Source organism: Cellulomonas sp. GbtcB1 (genome assembly GCF_019091725.1).
Classification (GTDB): Bacteria; Actinomycetota; Actinomycetes; order Actinomycetales; family Cellulomonadaceae; genus Cellulomonas.
On the sequence record NZ_JAGXJG010000016.1, the window covers coordinates 1 to 16031 of the forward strand.

The 16031-nt window shown below is 73.5% G+C and carries 16 protein-coding genes and 1 pseudogene; 8 read left to right on the plus strand and 9 right to left on the minus strand.

Translation table 11 applies throughout. The annotated features are described in order from the left end of the window. Together KVT14_RS07850 and KVT14_RS07855 are read left to right on the plus strand one after the other, a co-directional pair. Positions 1–643: pseudogene (locus KVT14_RS07850) on the plus strand (hypothetical protein); the annotation flags it as partial. Beyond that, complete coding sequence (locus KVT14_RS07855) at positions 640–1911, plus strand: glycosyltransferase (protein ID WP_308160955.1); 1272 nt, start codon at positions 640–642, stop codon at positions 1909–1911. The pseudogene KVT14_RS07850 and the gene KVT14_RS07855, both read left to right, overlap by 4 nt. A gap of 5 nt (positions 1912–1916) precedes the next feature. On the opposite strand, the gene KVT14_RS07860 is transcribed toward KVT14_RS07855, so the two are convergent. The 9 genes from KVT14_RS07860 to KVT14_RS07900 form a co-directional block, all read right to left on the minus strand. Further along, entirely contained in the window at positions 1917–2618 is a 702-nt protein-coding gene (locus KVT14_RS07860) for an NADPH-dependent F420 reductase (RefSeq protein ID WP_217615144.1), read from the minus strand. Then, the gene (locus tag KVT14_RS07865) at positions 2615–3655 is read right to left on the minus strand and encodes an LLM class flavin-dependent oxidoreductase (protein ID WP_217615145.1); all 1041 of its coding nucleotides are present in this window, start codon (positions 3653–3655) and stop codon (positions 2615–2617) included. The genes KVT14_RS07860 and KVT14_RS07865 overlap by 4 nt, the downstream gene beginning before the upstream one ends. Positions 3656–3774: 119 nt before the next feature. Then, positions 3775–4812, minus strand: coding sequence for a LacI family DNA-binding transcriptional regulator (locus KVT14_RS07870; protein WP_217615192.1), 1038 nt, complete (start codon positions 4810–4812; stop codon positions 3775–3777). 152 nt (positions 4813–4964) lie between these two features. Next, complete coding sequence (locus KVT14_RS07875; protein ID WP_147795357.1) at positions 4965–5891, minus strand: carbohydrate ABC transporter permease; 927 nt, start codon at positions 5889–5891, stop codon at positions 4965–4967. Then, positions 5881–6852 (minus strand): carbohydrate ABC transporter permease, encoded by a 972-nt coding sequence (locus tag KVT14_RS07880; protein ID WP_147795356.1) that lies wholly within the window; start codon positions 6850–6852, stop codon positions 5881–5883. The genes KVT14_RS07875 and KVT14_RS07880 overlap by 11 nt, the downstream gene beginning before the upstream one ends. Before the next feature lie 17 nt (positions 6853–6869). Then, positions 6870–8162 carry an extracellular solute-binding protein gene (locus tag KVT14_RS07885; protein WP_168216964.1) on the minus strand — a complete coding sequence of 431 codons (1293 nt, stop codon included), beginning with the start codon at positions 8160–8162 and terminating at the stop codon, positions 6870–6872. A gap of 409 nt (positions 8163–8571) precedes the next feature. Further along, positions 8572–8670, minus strand: a complete 99-nt coding sequence (locus KVT14_RS07890) for an AURKAIP1/COX24 domain-containing protein (RefSeq protein WP_003792170.1) — start codon at positions 8668–8670, stop codon at positions 8572–8574. A 179-nt stretch (positions 8671–8849) separates the two neighbouring features. Further along, positions 8850–9098 (minus strand): helix-turn-helix domain-containing protein, encoded by a 249-nt coding sequence (locus KVT14_RS07895; RefSeq protein ID WP_147795354.1) that lies wholly within the window; start codon positions 9096–9098, stop codon positions 8850–8852. A 182-nt stretch (positions 9099–9280) separates the two neighbouring features. Beyond that, positions 9281–10462, minus strand: a complete 1182-nt coding sequence (locus tag KVT14_RS07900) for an acetoin utilization protein AcuC (protein WP_217615146.1) — start codon at positions 10460–10462, stop codon at positions 9281–9283. A 421-nt stretch (positions 10463–10883) separates the two neighbouring features. On the opposite strand from KVT14_RS07900, the gene KVT14_RS07905 reads away from it, so the two are divergent. The 6 genes from KVT14_RS07905 (at position 10884) to KVT14_RS07930 (ending at position 15940) form a co-directional block, all read left to right on the plus strand. Then, positions 10884–11027, plus strand: a complete 144-nt coding sequence (locus tag KVT14_RS07905) for a hypothetical protein (RefSeq protein ID WP_217615147.1) — start codon at positions 10884–10886, stop codon at positions 11025–11027. After that, entirely contained in the window at positions 11018–11653 is a 636-nt protein-coding gene (locus KVT14_RS07910) for a hypothetical protein (RefSeq protein ID WP_217615148.1), read from the plus strand. The genes KVT14_RS07905 and KVT14_RS07910 overlap by 10 nt, the downstream gene beginning before the upstream one ends. A 26-nt stretch (positions 11654–11679) precedes the next feature. After that, complete coding sequence (locus tag KVT14_RS07915; RefSeq protein ID WP_217615149.1) at positions 11680–12660, plus strand: peptidoglycan-binding protein; 981 nt, start codon at positions 11680–11682, stop codon at positions 12658–12660. Then, complete coding sequence (locus tag KVT14_RS07920) at positions 12651–13298, plus strand: ATP-binding cassette domain-containing protein (RefSeq protein WP_217615150.1); 648 nt, start codon at positions 12651–12653, stop codon at positions 13296–13298. Before KVT14_RS07915 ends, KVT14_RS07920 begins: the two co-directional genes overlap by 10 nt. Continuing rightward, positions 13295–14431 carry a hypothetical protein gene (locus KVT14_RS07925; RefSeq protein ID WP_217615151.1) on the plus strand — a complete coding sequence of 379 codons (1137 nt, stop codon included), beginning with the start codon at positions 13295–13297 and terminating at the stop codon, positions 14429–14431. Before KVT14_RS07920 ends, KVT14_RS07925 begins: the two co-directional genes overlap by 4 nt. Positions 14432–14563: 132 nt before the next feature. Beyond that, positions 14564–15940, plus strand: coding sequence for a TrkH family potassium uptake protein (locus KVT14_RS07930; RefSeq protein ID WP_217615152.1), 1377 nt, complete (start codon positions 14564–14566; stop codon positions 15938–15940). Positions 15941–16031: the final 91 nt, after the last annotated feature.

Sequence of the window (16031 nt, forward strand, 5' to 3'; positions counted from 1 at the left end):
CGCCGCCCCCGCCGGCGCGGCCGCCCCCGCCGGCGCGGCCGCGGCCCCCGCACCGCAGGGCGCCGGCACCCCGCTCGTCGCCCTCGTCGCCGGGTTCCTCTACCCGGGCAAGGGCCACGACGACGTCGTCCGCGCCGTCGCCGACGCCGCGGACCTGCTCCGCGCGGCCGGCACCCCGCCGGGCGAGGTGGCGGTCGTCGCGGTGGGCGGCCCGTCCCCCGGCCACGAGGACGAGGTCGACCGGCTGCGGGCCCTGGCGGCGGGCCGCGGCGTCGCGCTCCGGGTGACCGGCGGGCTGGACGACGACGCGTTCCACGCGGCGCTGCGGGGGCCGGGCGTCCCCGTCGCGGCGCACCGGCACCTGTCGGCGTCGCGCACGCTGCTCGACTGGGGCGAGGCCGGGCGGCGGCCGCTGGTCGTCGACTCGCGGTACGCCCGCGAGATGGCCGCCCTGCGGCCCGGGACGCTCGCGCTGTACCCGCCGGACGACCTGCCCGCCCACCTCGCGCGCGCCTGGGCCGACCCGGCGGCGACCGCGCTGCCCGCCGGGGCGTCGCTCGCGCCGACGCTCCGGGACGCGGCGGCGGCGTACCTCGCGTGGTGGGCCGGCGACGCCGGCGCGTCCGGCGGGGCCGCCGCGTGACGCCCGCCGGCCGCCCGCTGCCCGGCAACCGGTGGGACCTGCTCGACGGCGTGGTCCCGGAGGCGCCGCCGACGGTCTCGGTGGTCGTCGTGCACTACGACCAGCAGGACGAGCTCGACCGCACGCTGCACGCGCTGGCCCGGCAGGACCACCCGGCCGACCGGACCGAGGTGATCGTGGTCGACGACGGGTCGCCGGAGCCGCCCCGCGTGCCCGCCGGCGTCCGGCTGCTGCGCCAGGAGGACCGCGGGTTCCGGGTCGCCGCCGCGCGCAACCTCGGCGCCGCGGCCGCCACGGGCGACGTGCTGGTGTTCCTCGACGCCGACACGGCGCCCGAGCCCGGCTACCTCCGCGCGCTGGCGCGGCTGCCCGCACTCGCCCCGGACTGCCTCGCGGTCGGCCGGCGGCGGCACGCGGACCTGTCCGGCGTGCCCGCGGACGCACCCGTCGAGCGCGCCGGCCCGGAGCACGAGCTGACCGAGCCCGCCTGGCTCCTGGACGGCTACCGGCACAGCCGCGACCTGCTCGCCGCGGACGACCGGTCCTACCGGTACGTGATCGGGGCCGTGACGGCGTGCAGCCGCGCGCTGTTCGCCGAGGTGGGCGGGTTCGACGAGGGGTTCTCGGCGTACGGCGGCGAGGACTGGGAGTGGACCTACCGCGCCTGGCTCGCGGGCGCCGTGCTCGCGCACGTCCCGGGGGCGGTCGCCTGGCACGACGGGCCGGACTGGTCCGGCCGGGACGAGGCGTCGCGGGCCGCGAAGAACGCCGAGACGCTGCGGCTGGCGGACCTGGTGCCGGTGCCGGGGTCCCGGCCGCGGGGGCTGCCGTCCGGGCGGGTCGACGTGCTGGTGCACCCGCCCGCCGGCGACGCGTCGGCGGCGCAGCGGTTCGTGTCGGTCGACTCGGTGCTGGCCGCGCTGCCGGGCGCCGAGGCCGGGCCGGACCCCGACAGCCCCGGCGGCACCGCCGACGACCCGCGGCTCGACCGCGTCCGCCTCGACGTCGTCCTCGACCGCCCGCTCCGTGCGACCGACCCGCGCGCGGTCGCCGAGGCGGTCGAGCGGGTGGCCGCCGAGGGCCTCGGCGAGCTCGCCCTGCTGACGCCGGACGGCGCGCCGCTGCTCCGGGTCGTGTCCCGGCGCGCCCGCGCCCGCGAGCGCCGCTGGGGCCGGGACGACCTGTTCCCGCGCGCGACGTCCGCGACCGAGGGCCTGGTCCCGCTGACGGACGAGCCGGACCTGGAGGCCTACCTCGGCGGCTGGTGACCCGCTCAGCCCGCGGCGTCCACCGCCGCGTCCGCCCGCGCCGCCGCCACGACCGCGCCCCGCTCCGTCGCCGGGAACCGGGCCAGCACGGCGGCCAGCGTCCCGGCGTCCTCGTTCGCGCCGAACGCCTCGGCGTGCGGCTGCAGCGCCACGCTGTCCGCGAGCGACCCCGCGGGCACCGGGTCGAAACCCAGCGCGTCCACGAACGCCGCCACCTCGGCCGCGGCCGCCGCGTCGTCCGCCGCGACCGCGATCGCCCGCCGCCCCGGCGAGCCCGCGGGCAGCGGGCCCTCGTCGAGGTCGTGGTACCCCATGTGGTTGAAGGCCTTGACCACGCGCGCGCCCGGCAGCGCCTCGGCCACCAGGGCGCTGGTCGCGACGGCAGGGTCGGCGAGGTCGGGGCGCTCGCCGTCGGTCTCCCACCAGTAGTTCATCGCGTCGACGACGAGCCGGCCGGCCAGCAGGTCGCCCTCCCGCTCGACCACCTCGGGCAGCCGGCCGAGCGGCAGCGCGAGCACCACGAGGTCCGCGCGCGCCGCCTCGCGCGCGTCGACGGCCCGGGCGCCCGGCGCCAGCACCTCGACGATCAGCCGGATGCGCTCCGGGTCGCCCGAGCCCGCGACCGCCACGTCGTACCCGGCCGCCACCGCGAGCCGCGCCAGCACGGTGCCGACCTTGCCGGCCCCGAGGATCCCGACGGTCGTCACGCGGCGCCCTCCGCGAGCAGGTCGCGCACCATCGGCGCGACGCGGCTGCCGAACAGCTCGACGGCGCGCAGCCGGTCGCTCACCCGCAGCGGGCCGCCGGTGTAGACGAGGTCGAACCGGCTCACGTCGAGGCCGGACACCGTGCGCGCGATCTTGCGGGCGACCGTCTCCGGCGAGCCGACGTAGAGCGAGCCGTGCGCCACCTCCGCGTCGAACTCCGCGCGGCGCAGCGGCGGCCAGCCGCGGTCGGCGCCGATCGCGTCGCGCATCTGCTTGTACGGGCCGTAGTACGCCTCGAGCGCGGCCTCGTCCGTCTCGGCGACCAGGCCGTGCGAGTGCACGCCGACCCGGCCCTCGGGGGTGCCGAGCTGCGCGGTGGCCCGCCGGTACAGGTCGACGTACGGCCGGAACCGGTCCGGCTCGCCGCCGATGATCGCGAGCATGAGGGGCAGGCCGTAGTGCGCGGCGCGGACCACCGACTGCGGCGAGCCGCCGACGCCCACCCAGGTCTCCAGGCCGCCCGCCGTCTTGGGGTAGACGTCGGCCGCCTCCAGCGGGGCGCGGGTCGTGCCCGACCAGGTCACCGGCTGCTCGCGGAGGAGCTGGGCGAACAGCTCGATCTTCTCCTCGAACAGGACCTCGTAGTCCTGCAGGTCGAACCCGAACAGCGGGAACGACTCCGTGAACGACCCGCGGCCGAGCATCACCTGCGCGCGCCCGCCGGACAGCGCGTCGAGGGTGGCGAACCGCTGGAACACGCGCACCGGGTCGTCGGAGCTCAGCACCGTGACGCCGGACGCGAGCCGGATCCGCTCGGTGCGGGTGGCGATGCCGGCGAGCACGGTCTCGGGCGACGACAGCGCGAAGTCGGGGCGGTGGTGCTCTCCGAGGGCGATGACGTCCAGGCCGACCTGGTCGGCGAGGACGGCCTCGTCGACCACGCGGCGGATCGCCTCGGGGTGGCTGAGCAGGCGCCCGGTGGCGTCGTCGGTCGGCAGGTCGCCGAAGGTGTCCAGGCCGAGCTGCAGGGCGGTCATGACGGGGTCCTCCCGGGTCGTCGTCGGCACCCATCGTGCGCGATGCTGATTGAACAATCAACTATCCGCCCGGATTCCGGGTCCGGTCCGACGGGCTCGTCGAGCTCGAGGGCCCGCCGTCAGGCCACGACCGTGCGCGCCGGCGCCGCCGACCGCACCGCGCTGCCCACCGTGGACTCCCGCGCCACGACCTCGAAGTCCGTGATCACCTCGACGTGCTCCTCCGGCGCCGTGCCCGCGACCCGCGCCAGCAGCAGGTCCACCGCCGTCTGCGCGATCTGCTCCCGCCCCGGCGCGACCGACGACAGCGGCGGGGACGCGTAGGCCGCGTCCTCGATGTCGTCGAACCCGATGACCGCGACCTCCTCGGGCACCGCGATCCCCCGGTCGTGCAGGGCGTGCAGGGCGCCGATCGCGAGGGCGTCGTTGAGCCCGAACACCGCGTCGATCTCGGTGCCGGAGTCGAGCATCCGCTCCATCGCCTCCGCGCCGGTCGACCGGTGCCACAGCCCCGCCTCGCCGAGCAGCGCCGGGTCGAGCGGGAGGCCCGCCTCCGCGAGCGCCTCCTCGTACCCGCGCTGCCGCAGGGCGGCGCTGCCGACGGTCTCGCCCTCGTGCGACCCGATGAGCGCGATCCGCCGGCGGCCGGTCTCGATCAGGTGCCGGGTCGCCGCGCGAGCAGCCTCGACGTTGCTCATCGTCACGTGGTCGGCGGGCCCGCCGAAGATACGCTCGCCGAGCAGCACCATCGGGAAGTCGACCGCGAACGACGCCCGGTCGTCGGTCCCGAGCGCGAGCGGCGAGAAGATCAGCCCGTCGGTCAGGTGCCGGCGCTGGCCGTGCAGCACCTCGAGCTCGCGCTCCCGGCTGGCGTTGGTCTGCTCGATCAGCACGATCACGCCGCGGCGCTCGGCGGCCTGGATCACCGAGTCCGCGAGCTCGGCGAAGTACGGCAGGCTCAGCTCGGGCACGGCCAGGCCGATCATCCCGGTCCGGCCCTGGCGCAGGTTCCGGGCCGACAGGTTCACCCGGTAGCCGAGCTGCTCGATGGCGGCCTCGACGCGGTCCTTGGTGCCCGGGCGGATGTACGGGTACCCGTTGATGACGTTCGAGACCGTCTTGATGGACACCCCGGCCAGCGCCGCGACGTCCTGCATGGTCACGCCCGCCTGGCGCCGCTTCCCGGTCACCGGACCACCTCCTCCGCCACGTGCTGCCCGACCCGGTCCCTGCCGATGCGGCCGCGCCGCGCCCCAGCGTAGGGGCGCGGCGCGGCCGGCGGGTCACGCGTCCGGGGTGGGTCCGGTCGTCACCGGCCGCCGAGCCCGGTGGTGGCGACCGCCTTGACGATCTGCCGCTGGAACAGCATGAACAGCAGGATCAGCGGCAGGGCGGCGATCACGGCCGACGCCATGGTCTGTGCGTAGATCGTGCCGTAGGCGTTCTTGACCGTCGACAGACCCACGGGGAGCGTCATCAGGTCGGGGTTGTTGGTGACGATGAACGGCCACAGGAAGTTGTTCCACGCGCCGATGAACACGAAGATCGCGACCGCCGACACGATGGGCCGGGAGATCGGCAGCACGATGGACCAGAACGTCCGCCAGTGCCCCGCCCCGTCGACCCGCGCCGCGTCCTCGATCTCCTGCGGCACCTCCGCGAAGAACTTGCTGAAGATGTAGACCATCACCGGCGCCACCAGCTGGGGCAGGATCACGCCCTGGTAGGTGTCGACGAAGCCCAGGGCCTCCATCTGCCGGAACAGCGGCACGATGAGGATCTGGCCGGGGACCGCGATCAGCGCGATGGTCGCCGCGAACAGCAGGTTCTTCCCGCGGAACCGGGTGCGGGCGAACCCGTAGCCGGCCAGGGCGCACGCCGCGACGGTGAGGATCGTGACCGACCCGGCGACCAGCAGCGTGTTCGCCATCCAGCGCGGCACCTCGCCGCGCTCGAACACCGTGCGGTAGTTCTCCAGCGTGAACCCGCCGTCCGGGAACCACTGCAGCGGCACGGACTGGGCCTGCGCCTCGGTCTTGAACGAGGTGTCGACCGCCCAGAGCATGGGCAGCAGCCAGGACAGCGCGAGCACCACGAGCAGGACCACCGACAGGACGGTGGCGACCTTGCTGCGGCCGAGCACCAGGCTGCGGGTGCGGCGGTTCTCCTCCCGGCGCTCCGCGTAGGCGCGGCGGAACCCGCCCGTCGCGGGGGCGGTGAGCGTGTCAACGGCCACGGCGCTGCTCCTTCCGGCGAGCGGTGGTCAGCACCTGGAACCCGACGGCGACCACGATGATGAGCGCGAAGTAGATGTAGGACATCGCCGAGGCGTAGCCCATCCGGTACCCGGTGAAGCCGGTGTCGTAGATGTACTGCAGGATCGGCCGGGTCACCCCGTCCGGGCCGCTGCCGCCGTTGAAGGCGATGAACATCTGGTCGAACACCTTGAGCGACGCCAGGACCTGCAGCACCGTGATGAGCACGGTCGTCGACCGGAGCTGGGGCAGCGTGATCGACCACAGCCGGCGCCAGGAGCCCGCGCCGTCCAGCGCCGCGGCCTCGTACATCTGGTCCGGGATGGCCTGCAGCGCCGACAGGTACAGCAGGAAGTTGAAGCCGACGGTCCACCAGAGCGTCAGCAGGGCCATCGACCACATGGCGACGCTCGGGTCGGTCAGCCAGCCGACCTTGTCCAGCCCGAGCCTGTCGAGCCAGTAGTTGAAGAACCCGATCTCGGGCTGGTAGAGCCACACCCAGATCTGCACGACGACCGCGACGGGCAGCATGTACGGCGCGAAGAACGCCAGCCGCCACACCCACTGGCCCGGCAGGCCGGTGTAGACCAGCAGCGCCATCGCCAGCGCGATCACCACCAGGGGGATCGTGCTCATCAGGGTGAACGCGACGGTGTTGCCCAGCGTGGACCACATGACGGGGTCGCCGAACGCCTCGGCGTAGTTGTCGAGCCCGACCCAGCCGCCGTTGCCCATCAGCGACTGCTCGGTGAAGCTCAGGCCGAGGCCCCAGAGTGTCGGGACCACCAGGAACAGCACGGCGATCACGACGAACGGGATGACGAACGGCCAGCCGCTGCCCTCGCGGCGGCTGCGGCCGCGGCGGGTGGGGCGGTCGGGGGTGCGTGGCGGCGAGACGGTGCCGGTCGCCTGCGACTGGGACGGTGTGGTGACGGTGCTCATGTCTGCGATCCCTTCCGTCACGCCGGCGGCTTGGTCTTGAGGGCGGCGTCGAGGCTGCCGATCAGGCGGTCGACGGCGGCCTCGGGGGACGACTTGTCGAGCCAGGCGCCCTGCAGCGCCTCGCCGACGCGCGCCTGGAAGTCCGACCCGGAGCCGGTGAACCACGCCTGCGGGTCGAAGACGGCCTCCTCGCTCGCCGCGGCGTAGTGCGACTGCGGCACCTTGGCCTGGTACTCGGCGGACTCGGTGACCTCGCGGTTGGCCGGGATGTGCCCGCCGTCGGACCAGAGCAGCGACTTGTTGAGCATCGCCGCGACCGTGGCGTAGGCCGCCTCGCGCTTCTCCGGGTCGAGGTTGACCTGGTGCGGCAGCACGAACACGTGCGAGTCGCCGTAGGTGGCCGGGGTGCCGAAGATGTTCGGCATCGGCATGGCGTCCACGTCGACGCCGGCCGTCAGGAACGACTGCAGCTCCCAGTTGCCGTTGAAGCACATCCCGACGCGGCCGGTGGAGAAGTTCGCGACGGCCGACGGGTAGTCGGAGTTCGCGATGGCCACGGTGTCGTCGAGCCAGGACTGCACCCAGCTCACCGACTCGACCAGCGCGTCCCGGTCCAGCTCCGCGGGCTGCCCCGGGTTCAGCACGACCTCGTTGCCGGTCTGCGCGTACAGGCCCCAGAGCATCCGGGACATCTGCGCGCCGTCGCCGGTGTAGCCGTAGCCGACGCCCGCGTACCCGGTGACCTCGGCCATGGCCCGCCCGGCCTCGATGAAGCCGTCGGGCGAGTCGACGCCCGCCAGCTTCCCGTCCGGACCCAGGATCCCGGCCTGGTCGGCCAGCCCCTTGTCGAAGAACAGCAGGAACGCGTGGAAGTCGAGCGGGACGGCCCAGAGCTTCCCGTCGATCGTCGCCCGGTCCCACAGCGCCGGCGGGAACATGTCCTCGGTGACGCCGTGCTCGGCGAGCAGGTCGAGGTCCCAGGGATCGAGCACCCCGCCCGGGACCCAGCCGGCCACCCGGGTCAGGTGCATGACCGCCAGGTCGGGGGCGCGGCCGCCGACCGACGCCATGATGAGCTTGGTGTAGTACGGCGCGCCCCAGGTGAGCACCACGGGGTCGATCCCGATGGCCGGGTTCTCGTCCTGCACCTCGGTCATCATCTGCTGGAAGATGCCGCCGTCACCGCCCGTGAACAGGTGCCAGAGCTGGATCCGCGTCTGGTTCGACGCGGCAGCGGCGTCGCCGCCGCACCCGCTCAGCGCCCAGGCCGTCCCGAGGGCACCGGCCCCCGCCACGGCTCCCCGGAGCACGGACCGGCGGCTGTACGCCGCTCGCCCCGGACCCCCGCGAGCTCCTGAGATCATCCTCGACCTCCCGCCTCCGCCGGCGCGCACGGCACCGGAGGGTTTTCATCGTTGAAGAACCGCTCGGCAGTGAATCAGGACGGGACAAACCCCGTCAAGGGGTGACGATCCACCCCGGTGTGCCACGTGGCAACACGGCGCGCCGGTGCGCCCGCGCGGGCGCCGCGCCATCCCCACCCGATTCTCGCGGCACCACCCGATCGATCGGGGTGCACCGCGAGAATCGGGTGGGAACGCGGCGGGCGGCAGGAACGCAGCCGGCGGCGGGCCTCCGGTGCGCGCGCCCCGAGCACGACGAGGGGCCCGGCACTCGGTGCCGGGCCCCTCGTTCACGACGCCGCTCGCGCGGCGGCCGTCACTTCTTGTTGCGACGCTGGTGACGCGTCTTGCGCAGCAGCTTGCGGTGCTTCTTCTTCGCCATGCGCTTGCGGCGCTTCTTGATGACGGAGCCCATGGGGTCCTCGCTTCCTGTGGCGAGCGCTCGCAGCGCCCCGCCGGGTCGTGGTCGATCGACGCGCGGCACGACGAACGCCCACGCACGGGAAAGTCCGCCCCTACCTTACGCGATCGGCGACGCCGTCCGCGACGCGCCGGTGCGCGACCGCCCCGGGGCGGGTGCGCAGCAGGCGCCGGTCAGGAGGACAGGCGGCCGGCGCGCGGCCCGCCCTCGTCCGCCTCGCCCTCGGCCTCGAGGTCGAGCCGGGCGGTCGCGAGGTAGTGGTCGAGTGCGTCCTGGGGCACCCGGAACGAGCGGCCGACGCGCACCGCAGGCATCTCGCCCGAGTGGAGCAGCCGGTACACCGTCATCTTCGAGACGCGCATGACCTCGGCGACCTCGGCGACGGTGAGGAACCGCACCCGCGGGGGCTGCTCGCTGGTCATGGCCGCTCTTCTCGCTCGTGCGCGCACGACCCGTGCGCGGAACTGGGTGCACACAGGTGCCGCGACGACACCTTAGAGCCTGCTGAGGCTGGTGTGAAAGGGGAGACGGATGGGACCACTCCCCGGGGTGCATCCACCCTCCCGCACCACCCTCGCGGCCGCCTCCCGGGGGCGGGCGGAGGTCAGTCGTGCAGCGGGTCCAGGCCCAGGAGCGGGAAGGCCGCCGAGCGGGTGGCCCGGACGGCGCGGTCGACGTCGTCCGCCGGGTCGAAGCCGTCGGCCCAGGGGCGCCACGCCGGCCCCGCGCCGTCGGACATCGACCCCGGGGCCTCCCGGCCGTAGAGCGCGACGACCTGGTCCAGCCACGCCTGCGGCATCCGGGTCGCCGGGTCGACCGGGGCGTGCGCCGCCACGGCCAGCAGGTGCGTCCACGCGCGCGGCACCACGTCGACCACCGCGTACCCGCCGCCGCCGAGCGCCAGCCACCGGCCGCCGGACACCTCGTGCGCCAGGTCGTGCAGCCACTCGGACACCAGCCGCTGCGCGTCGACGGAGACGTCGAGGTCGGCGATCGGGTCCTCGACGTGGGTGTCGCAGCCGTGCTGCGTGACCAGCACCTGGGGCGCGAACGCGCGGAGCACCGGCGGCACCACGGCGTCGACCGCGCGCAGCCAGCCGGCGTCGCCCGTGTGCGACGGCAGCGCCAGGTTCACCGCGGCGCCGGGCGCGCCGGGCCCGCCGGTCTCGTCCGGGAAGCCGGTCCCGGGGAACAGGGTCGCGCCGCTCTCGTGCACCGAGACCGTGAGCACCCGCGGGTCGTCCCAGAACGCGCGCTGCACGCCGTCGCCGTGGTGCGCGTCGACGTCGACGTAGGCCACCCGCTCGGCGCCGGCGGCGAGCAGGGCGCGGATCGCGACCGCGGCGTCGTTGTAGACGCAGAACCCGGACGCCGCGCCGGGCATCGCGTGGTGCATCCCGCCGGTGAGGTTCACGGCGTGGTCGGCGCGGCCCTCCCAGACGGCGAGCGCCGCCTCGCGGCTGCCGGCGACGATGCGCGCCGCCGCCTCGTGCATGTGCGGGAACACCGGGTCGTCCTCGGTCCCGATGCCGCGGGCCGGGTCGCCGGCGCCGCCCGCGGACGCGCGCCGCACCGCCGCGACGTACTCCGGCTCGTGCACGGTCTCGAGCTGGGCGTCGGTCGCGGGCTCAGCGCCCACCACCTCGACGCCCGGCAGGTCCAGCAGCCCCAGCGCCCGCGCGAGCCGCACCGTGAGGTCCAGCCGCAGCGGCGCCATCGGGTGGCCGGGGCCGAAGTCGTAGTCGAGGAGCTCGGGCGTCCACACCACGCGCACCCGGGCCGTCATGCCCACACCGTAGCCGCTGACCGGCCGCACCCATGCGGCGGTGCACAACGGGGACTGGCGCACCAGGTGCTTACGCACAGCGGGGACGGCTGGCCGATGAGCACTCAGATCTTGCCGACGACCACCTAGTTCCCGGGGACGGGGGCGACTCAGGCACCTACACAGGTTCTGCACAGACCCCGAGAGCGAAACGATCGAGATGCGGTCGGCGCTCCTGATCGACCGACCTGGACGACGCAAGGGGAGAAAGATGCGAAACAGGGCAAGGGTTTCGATGGTCGTGGCAGCAGCGACGTGCGCGCTCGCGTTGGGGACGGGGCCCGCCGTGGCGGCTTCTTCGGCGTGGCGTACCGCGAACGAGTGCGCGATCCTCAAGGTCGGGACGTGCGCCAGCGTCGCCACGATCGCAAGCTCGACCAGGGTGACGGCGGATGACGGGACGTGCGCGGGCCAGGTCGGCGTGTCGGTCAAGTGGCGCAGCGGCGAGATCTCGCAGGCGATCTTCGCCAACGTCTCCGTCACGGTGACTGGTTCGAACTACTCCCAGTACAAGGTGTGGCACTGACCACCGAGGGGCAACTACGTCGCTCGCTCAAGGGCGTCGCGTCGCTCGTCGTGGCTGCCCTCGCGCTGGGTGTCGGTGGTTGCGCGACACGCGGTGACGAGGGGTCCGGGGAGCTCCCGCGAGCGTACACACTCGCCGCAGCGCTCGCGGAGGCCGAGGACGCTGCGGCTGGTGAGCATCAGGTCGTCGCCCTGAGCCGTGCCGTCGATGCTGGCGTCGTCACGGTCGAGGACGTCCGGGAGGCCGCTCGGCGTGCTGTCACCTGCATGGTGGAGAGCGGGATCGACGCGCGGGTCGAGGAGAGCACGCTCTCTCACGGTCTGGTGCTCCCCGGCTATCTGGCGAGCTCGGACGGAGATGATCATGCCGAGGCTCGGATCGAGCTGTGCGACCGCAACGAGTACTTCTGGCTCAGCAAGGCGTACCAGCTGCAGCCGTCCTCGGTCGAAGCGATCGAGCAGCACGCCGAGCAGCGAGCCCCTGCCATCCGTGCGTGCCTTGAAGAGCACGGGGTCCCGAGCGAGGACGCGAGGTCGGCGAGCGAGCTCGCCGACCTCGCGTCCCGCGCGGCTCACGAGCTGATCGGCGTGAGCTGCCTCGCCGAGGCGGGGGTTGATGTGTGGTGAGTGCTCATGGTCGACTGCCCGCGGTCGTGCTGGCCGTCGGACTGATCGGTCCGCTCGTGGTGGCCGTGGCTCTCGCGACCGCCGCCCTGGCACGTTCCCCTCTCGAGGCGGACGCGCAGCCGGCTCCTGTCATCGCGGTGGTCGAGCGGGCCGTGCGCCAGGACGCCGAGTCGTCCTCGGTGACGTGGGTGCCGGCTGATCAGGTCCCGGTGCGGAGCCAGAGCGCAGGCACGGTCACAGCCGTCGACCTCGTTGAGGGTCGTGCGCCGACCGATGGCGATCTGGTCCTCGAGGTCGACGGTCTCCCCGTCTTCGCCTTCGTCGCTCCGACGCCGCCGTACCGGGACATCGTCGTCGGGGTGGCAGGACGGGACGTCCTTGCCCTGCAGCACTTCCTCGCCGCGCGGGGTTACGACGTGACCACCGACGGCACAGCCGGAGTGTCCACCGGGCGCGCGATCGCAGCGTTCAACTCCGACCATGGACGAGCCGGGGGCGAGAAGTGGAGCTCAGAGGCGCTCCTCTGGATCCCGACGACCGTCGGGCCGCCGACCGCTGTCGAGGTGCGGGTCGGCGATGTGATCGCGCCCGAGACCGAGGTCTATCTCGCGCCCGAGGGCCAGGACCGCATCGAGGTCGCCGCGGAGGCGGCGGACGTCGAGCGCACGCTCACCGTCGGGGACGTCGAGGTGCGACTGGGCGCGGGGTCGACGGCGGTCACGGACGCCGATGACGTCGCCCGGATACGCACGGCGATGGCCGACGAGCCCACTGCGGGGGGCGTACTCGCCCGCGCCACGGAGCGCGTCGTGGGGACCGTCCCGGCGTCCGCCGTCGTCGTCGATCGCAGCGGCGTCGCGTGCTTCTTCACGAGCCCCAGAGGGCAGGCCGTCCACATCGACGCAACCGAAGGAGGTTTCGGCCTGGTGGATGTCGACGAGCAGCTCATCGGAAGCCCGGTCCTCGTCGATCCCCGCGCGGCGGGCACCGTACTCACGTGCGGGTGATCGGCGAGCACGTCACATTCACGCACCCGGGTGGTGAACGGCCGGTGCTCAGCGATCTCATGATGGATCTTCCCGCGGGAAGCAGCACCGCGATCGTCGGACCATCGGGTTCCGGGAAGACCACGCTGCTGTCCCTGCTCGGGGAGCTCCTCCGTCCCCAGACGGGACGGTTCTCCTGCGTAGACCGCCATGGCCGGGTGTTTCGTCCGCGAGACGTCGCGACGTGGGTGCTGCAGACCGTGTCCTTGCTCCCCGACCGGACGGTGTCGGACAACGTGCGCCTCGGCGCGTACCTGGACGGGGCGGACCGGACCACCGCTGATCTGCGTGCCGCCTCCGCTCTCGCGCGGATGAGCCTCGCGGACCGCGGGCACGAGAGTGCGCGAGTCCTCTCGGGCGGCGAAGCGCAACGGGTGGCGATCGCACGGGCTCTGGCATCTGCCCGCCCGGTCATGCTGGCTGACGAACCGACGGGGCAGCTCGATGGCGTCACCACAGACCGCGTGCTCGACGCCCTCCTGGGCTCTGCGGGCCGCACGGTCGTCCTCGTGACCCACGACGGACGCGCGGCAGCACGCTGCGACCGCGTGCTTCGACTCGACCGGGGAAGGCTGCACCCGCTAGGAGATGCCGGGTGAGGCGCGACAAGCGGGCACCGGTGGTCTGGCCGGATCGTCTGGCGGCGGCTGAAGGCCTGGCGAACGCTCGGAACGGACGTTGGACATCGGTGCTGCTGGTGCTCGTGGCCAGTTGGCTCGTCGGCAGCAGCGGCGCGGCCAATGCGCTCGAAGTGGGTCGGCTCGTCTCAGTGGAACGCGAATGGGTGGCAGCAGGTGGCCGGACGTTCGTGGTGGAACCTTCGGACCCATCCGAGCGAGGTGGGATCGATGTGGCGTTGTGCGACCGCCTCGTCGACGTCGACGGGGTGACCGGATCGTTCTCCACCCTGAGCACGAGCGCTGCTGCTGCACCGCGATCGGCACCGGGTCATCGGGCGACCATCGTCCAGGTCTCGCCGGGCGTTCATCGGTTCTTCGACGTCACGGCGGCGCGTGGCGCGGGGGTGATCGCCACGTCGGAGATGGTTGCGCGGACGGGGGTACGCGACGGCGAGGTCGTGACGCTCGACATCTCCGCATTCGACGGTGCGGTCCTGCCTGCCACCGCCACAGCCACCGCGGAACTGCGCGTCCTCGACAGTCCTGCGTTGGCGGCCGATCTCCGGGAGGCTTGGCTCGTGCCGGAGCTTCTGGCCGGCGCCGCGTCGAGATGTTACGTCGCGACGGACGCGGCGCACCTCAGCTCGGTGCAGGCCCACCTCGGACAGGCGCTCGCGGCTCACGACGGGACCCCGGCCGTGGTCCGCCCCCGGCTGGCGGGAAGCACGTACGGGCTGGAGCTCGCCGGGGCGTACGCGCAGCGTCCGCTCGCGGGGGCGTCGGTCTTCGGCGGCGCGATGCTCACCGTTCTCTTCATCGTCGTCCGTTGGCACCACCGCGGGCAGTGGGCGGTCTACCGGACGTTCGGCGCTCACCGTCGGGCACTGCTGCTGATCCAGCTCGCCGAGTGGCTGGTCCTCACTGCTGTCGGGTGTGCCTGGGGCTGGGCCACTTCGGTCGCGCTCGGCATCGGCCAAGCGGTGGACGTGCACGTCGTCGTCGTCCAGGCGACGGCACACGCGGCGGTCACCTGGGCGAGCGGGACGCTGGGGGTGATCGCAGCAGCGATGCTGCCCACCGGCACGCTGCTCGACACCCTCAAGGACCGATGACGCCAGCCCGTCCGGGAAACGGCTCGCGCGGCCCTCAGATCCCGGGGTCTGCCGTTGATCTGACGTCCGGGTACCGTTCTGCGCGCAGGTGCGAACCGTCCTGCCGATGGCACCAGCCCAGAGGGAGGGCGGATGGCACGGGGCCTCCCCGGGGTGGTCTGGTCCGGGCGCGAGCTCGTCGACCGGCTGGCCCGCCAGTCCCCCGCCCGGCTGGCGCTCGGCGTGTTCGCATCGGTGATCGTGGTGTTCACGGCCCTGCTGTCGATGCCGTGGGCGACCGCGTCCGGCGAGCGGGCGCCGTTCGTCGACGCCTTCTTCACCGCGACGTCGGCGGTGTGCGTCACCGGCCTGGTCACGGTGGACACCGGGACGTACTGGTCGACCGCGGGCCAGGTGACCATCCTGGTCGGCATCCAGATCGGCGGCCTGGGCGTGATGACCCTGGCGTCGATCCTCGGCCTCGCGGTGTCCCGGCGGATCGGGCTGACCCAGAAGCTGCTGGTCACCTCGGAGACCAAGACGACCCGGCTCGGCGAGGTCGGCTCGCTGGTGCGCACGGTCATCGTCACGTCGGTGGTGCTCGAGGTCGCGATCGCGCTGGTGCTGATCCCGCGCCTGCGGATGCTCGGCGACTCCTGGGGCGAGGCGGTCTGGCACGGGGTGTTCTACGCGGTCTCGGCGTTCAACAACGCGGGCTTCATCCCGACCACCGAGGGCCTGGCGCCGTTCGCCGCCGACTGGTGGGTGCTGCTGCCGATCATCGTCGGGGTGTTCATCGGGTCGCTCGGCTTCCCGGTGATCCTCAACGTCGCGCGCACCTGGCGCCGGCCCCGCCGGTGGAACCTGCACTCCAAGCTGACGATCACCACCAGCCTCGCGCTCGTCGCGTTCGGCGCGGTGGTCGTCGCGGCGTTCGAGTGGACGAACCCGAAGACCCTCGGCGGCATCGGCTGGAACGAGACGCTGCTCGCCGCCCTGTTCGCCGGCGTCATGCCGCGGTCCGGCGGGTTCTCGACGGTGAACGTCGCCGACATGCACGAGGGCACCTGGCTGCTCAACGACGCGCTGATGTTCGTGGGCGGCGGCTCCGCGTCGACCGCGGGCGGCATCAAGGTGACGACGCTCGCCGTGATGCTGCTGGCCATCGTCGCGGAGGCGCGCGGCGACCGGGACGTCGAGGCGTACGGCCGGCGGATCCCGCGCGAGGCCCTGCAGGTCGCGATCGCGGTGTCGCTCGTCAGTGCGACGATCATCCTGGTGGCCTGCCTGCTGCTGCTGGCGATCACCGGGCTCACCCTGGACGTGATCCTGTTCGAGGTGATCTCGGCGTTCGCGACCTGCGGGCTGTCCACCGGGATCACCGCCGACCTGCCCGACGCCGGCAAGTACGTGCTCGCCGTCCTGATGTTCATCGGCCGGACCGGCACGATGACGCTCGCCGCGGCCCTCGCGCTGCGCAGCCGTCGCCGTGTCGTCCGGTTCCCCGAGGAGAGGCCGATCATTGGATGACCTGACCCGCACCGGCGCGACCGGCCTGAGCCCGCTGCCCGGCGACTCCCGGCGCGGCGACCGCCGCGGTCCCGAGGGCCGGGCGAAGGGC

Excerpts from the sequence above, each read along its gene's own strand:
- KVT14_RS07890 (WP_003792170.1), bottom strand. The coding sequence starts at position 8,670 with ATGGGCTCCGTCATCAAGAAGCGCCGCAAGCGCATGGCGAAGAAGAAG.
- KVT14_RS07930 (WP_217615152.1), top strand. The coding sequence starts at position 14,564 with ATGGCACGGGGCCTCCCCGGGGTGGTCTGGTCCGGGCGCGAGCTCGTC.
- KVT14_RS07880 (WP_147795356.1), bottom strand. The coding sequence starts at position 6,852 with ATGAGCACCGTCACCACACCGTCCCAGTCGCAGGCGACCGGCACCGTC.
- KVT14_RS07895 (WP_147795354.1), bottom strand. The coding sequence starts at position 9,098 with ATGACCAGCGAGCAGCCCCCGCGGGTGCGGTTCCTCACCGTCGCCGAG.
- KVT14_RS07900 (WP_217615146.1), bottom strand. The coding sequence starts at position 10,462 with ATGACGGCCCGGGTGCGCGTGGTGTGGACGCCCGAGCTCCTCGACTAC.
- KVT14_RS07865 (WP_217615145.1), bottom strand. The coding sequence starts at position 3,655 with ATGACCGCCCTGCAGCTCGGCCTGGACACCTTCGGCGACCTGCCGACC.
- KVT14_RS07870 (WP_217615192.1), bottom strand. The coding sequence starts at position 4,812 with ATGCAGGACGTCGCGGCGCTGGCCGGGGTGTCCATCAAGACGGTCTCG.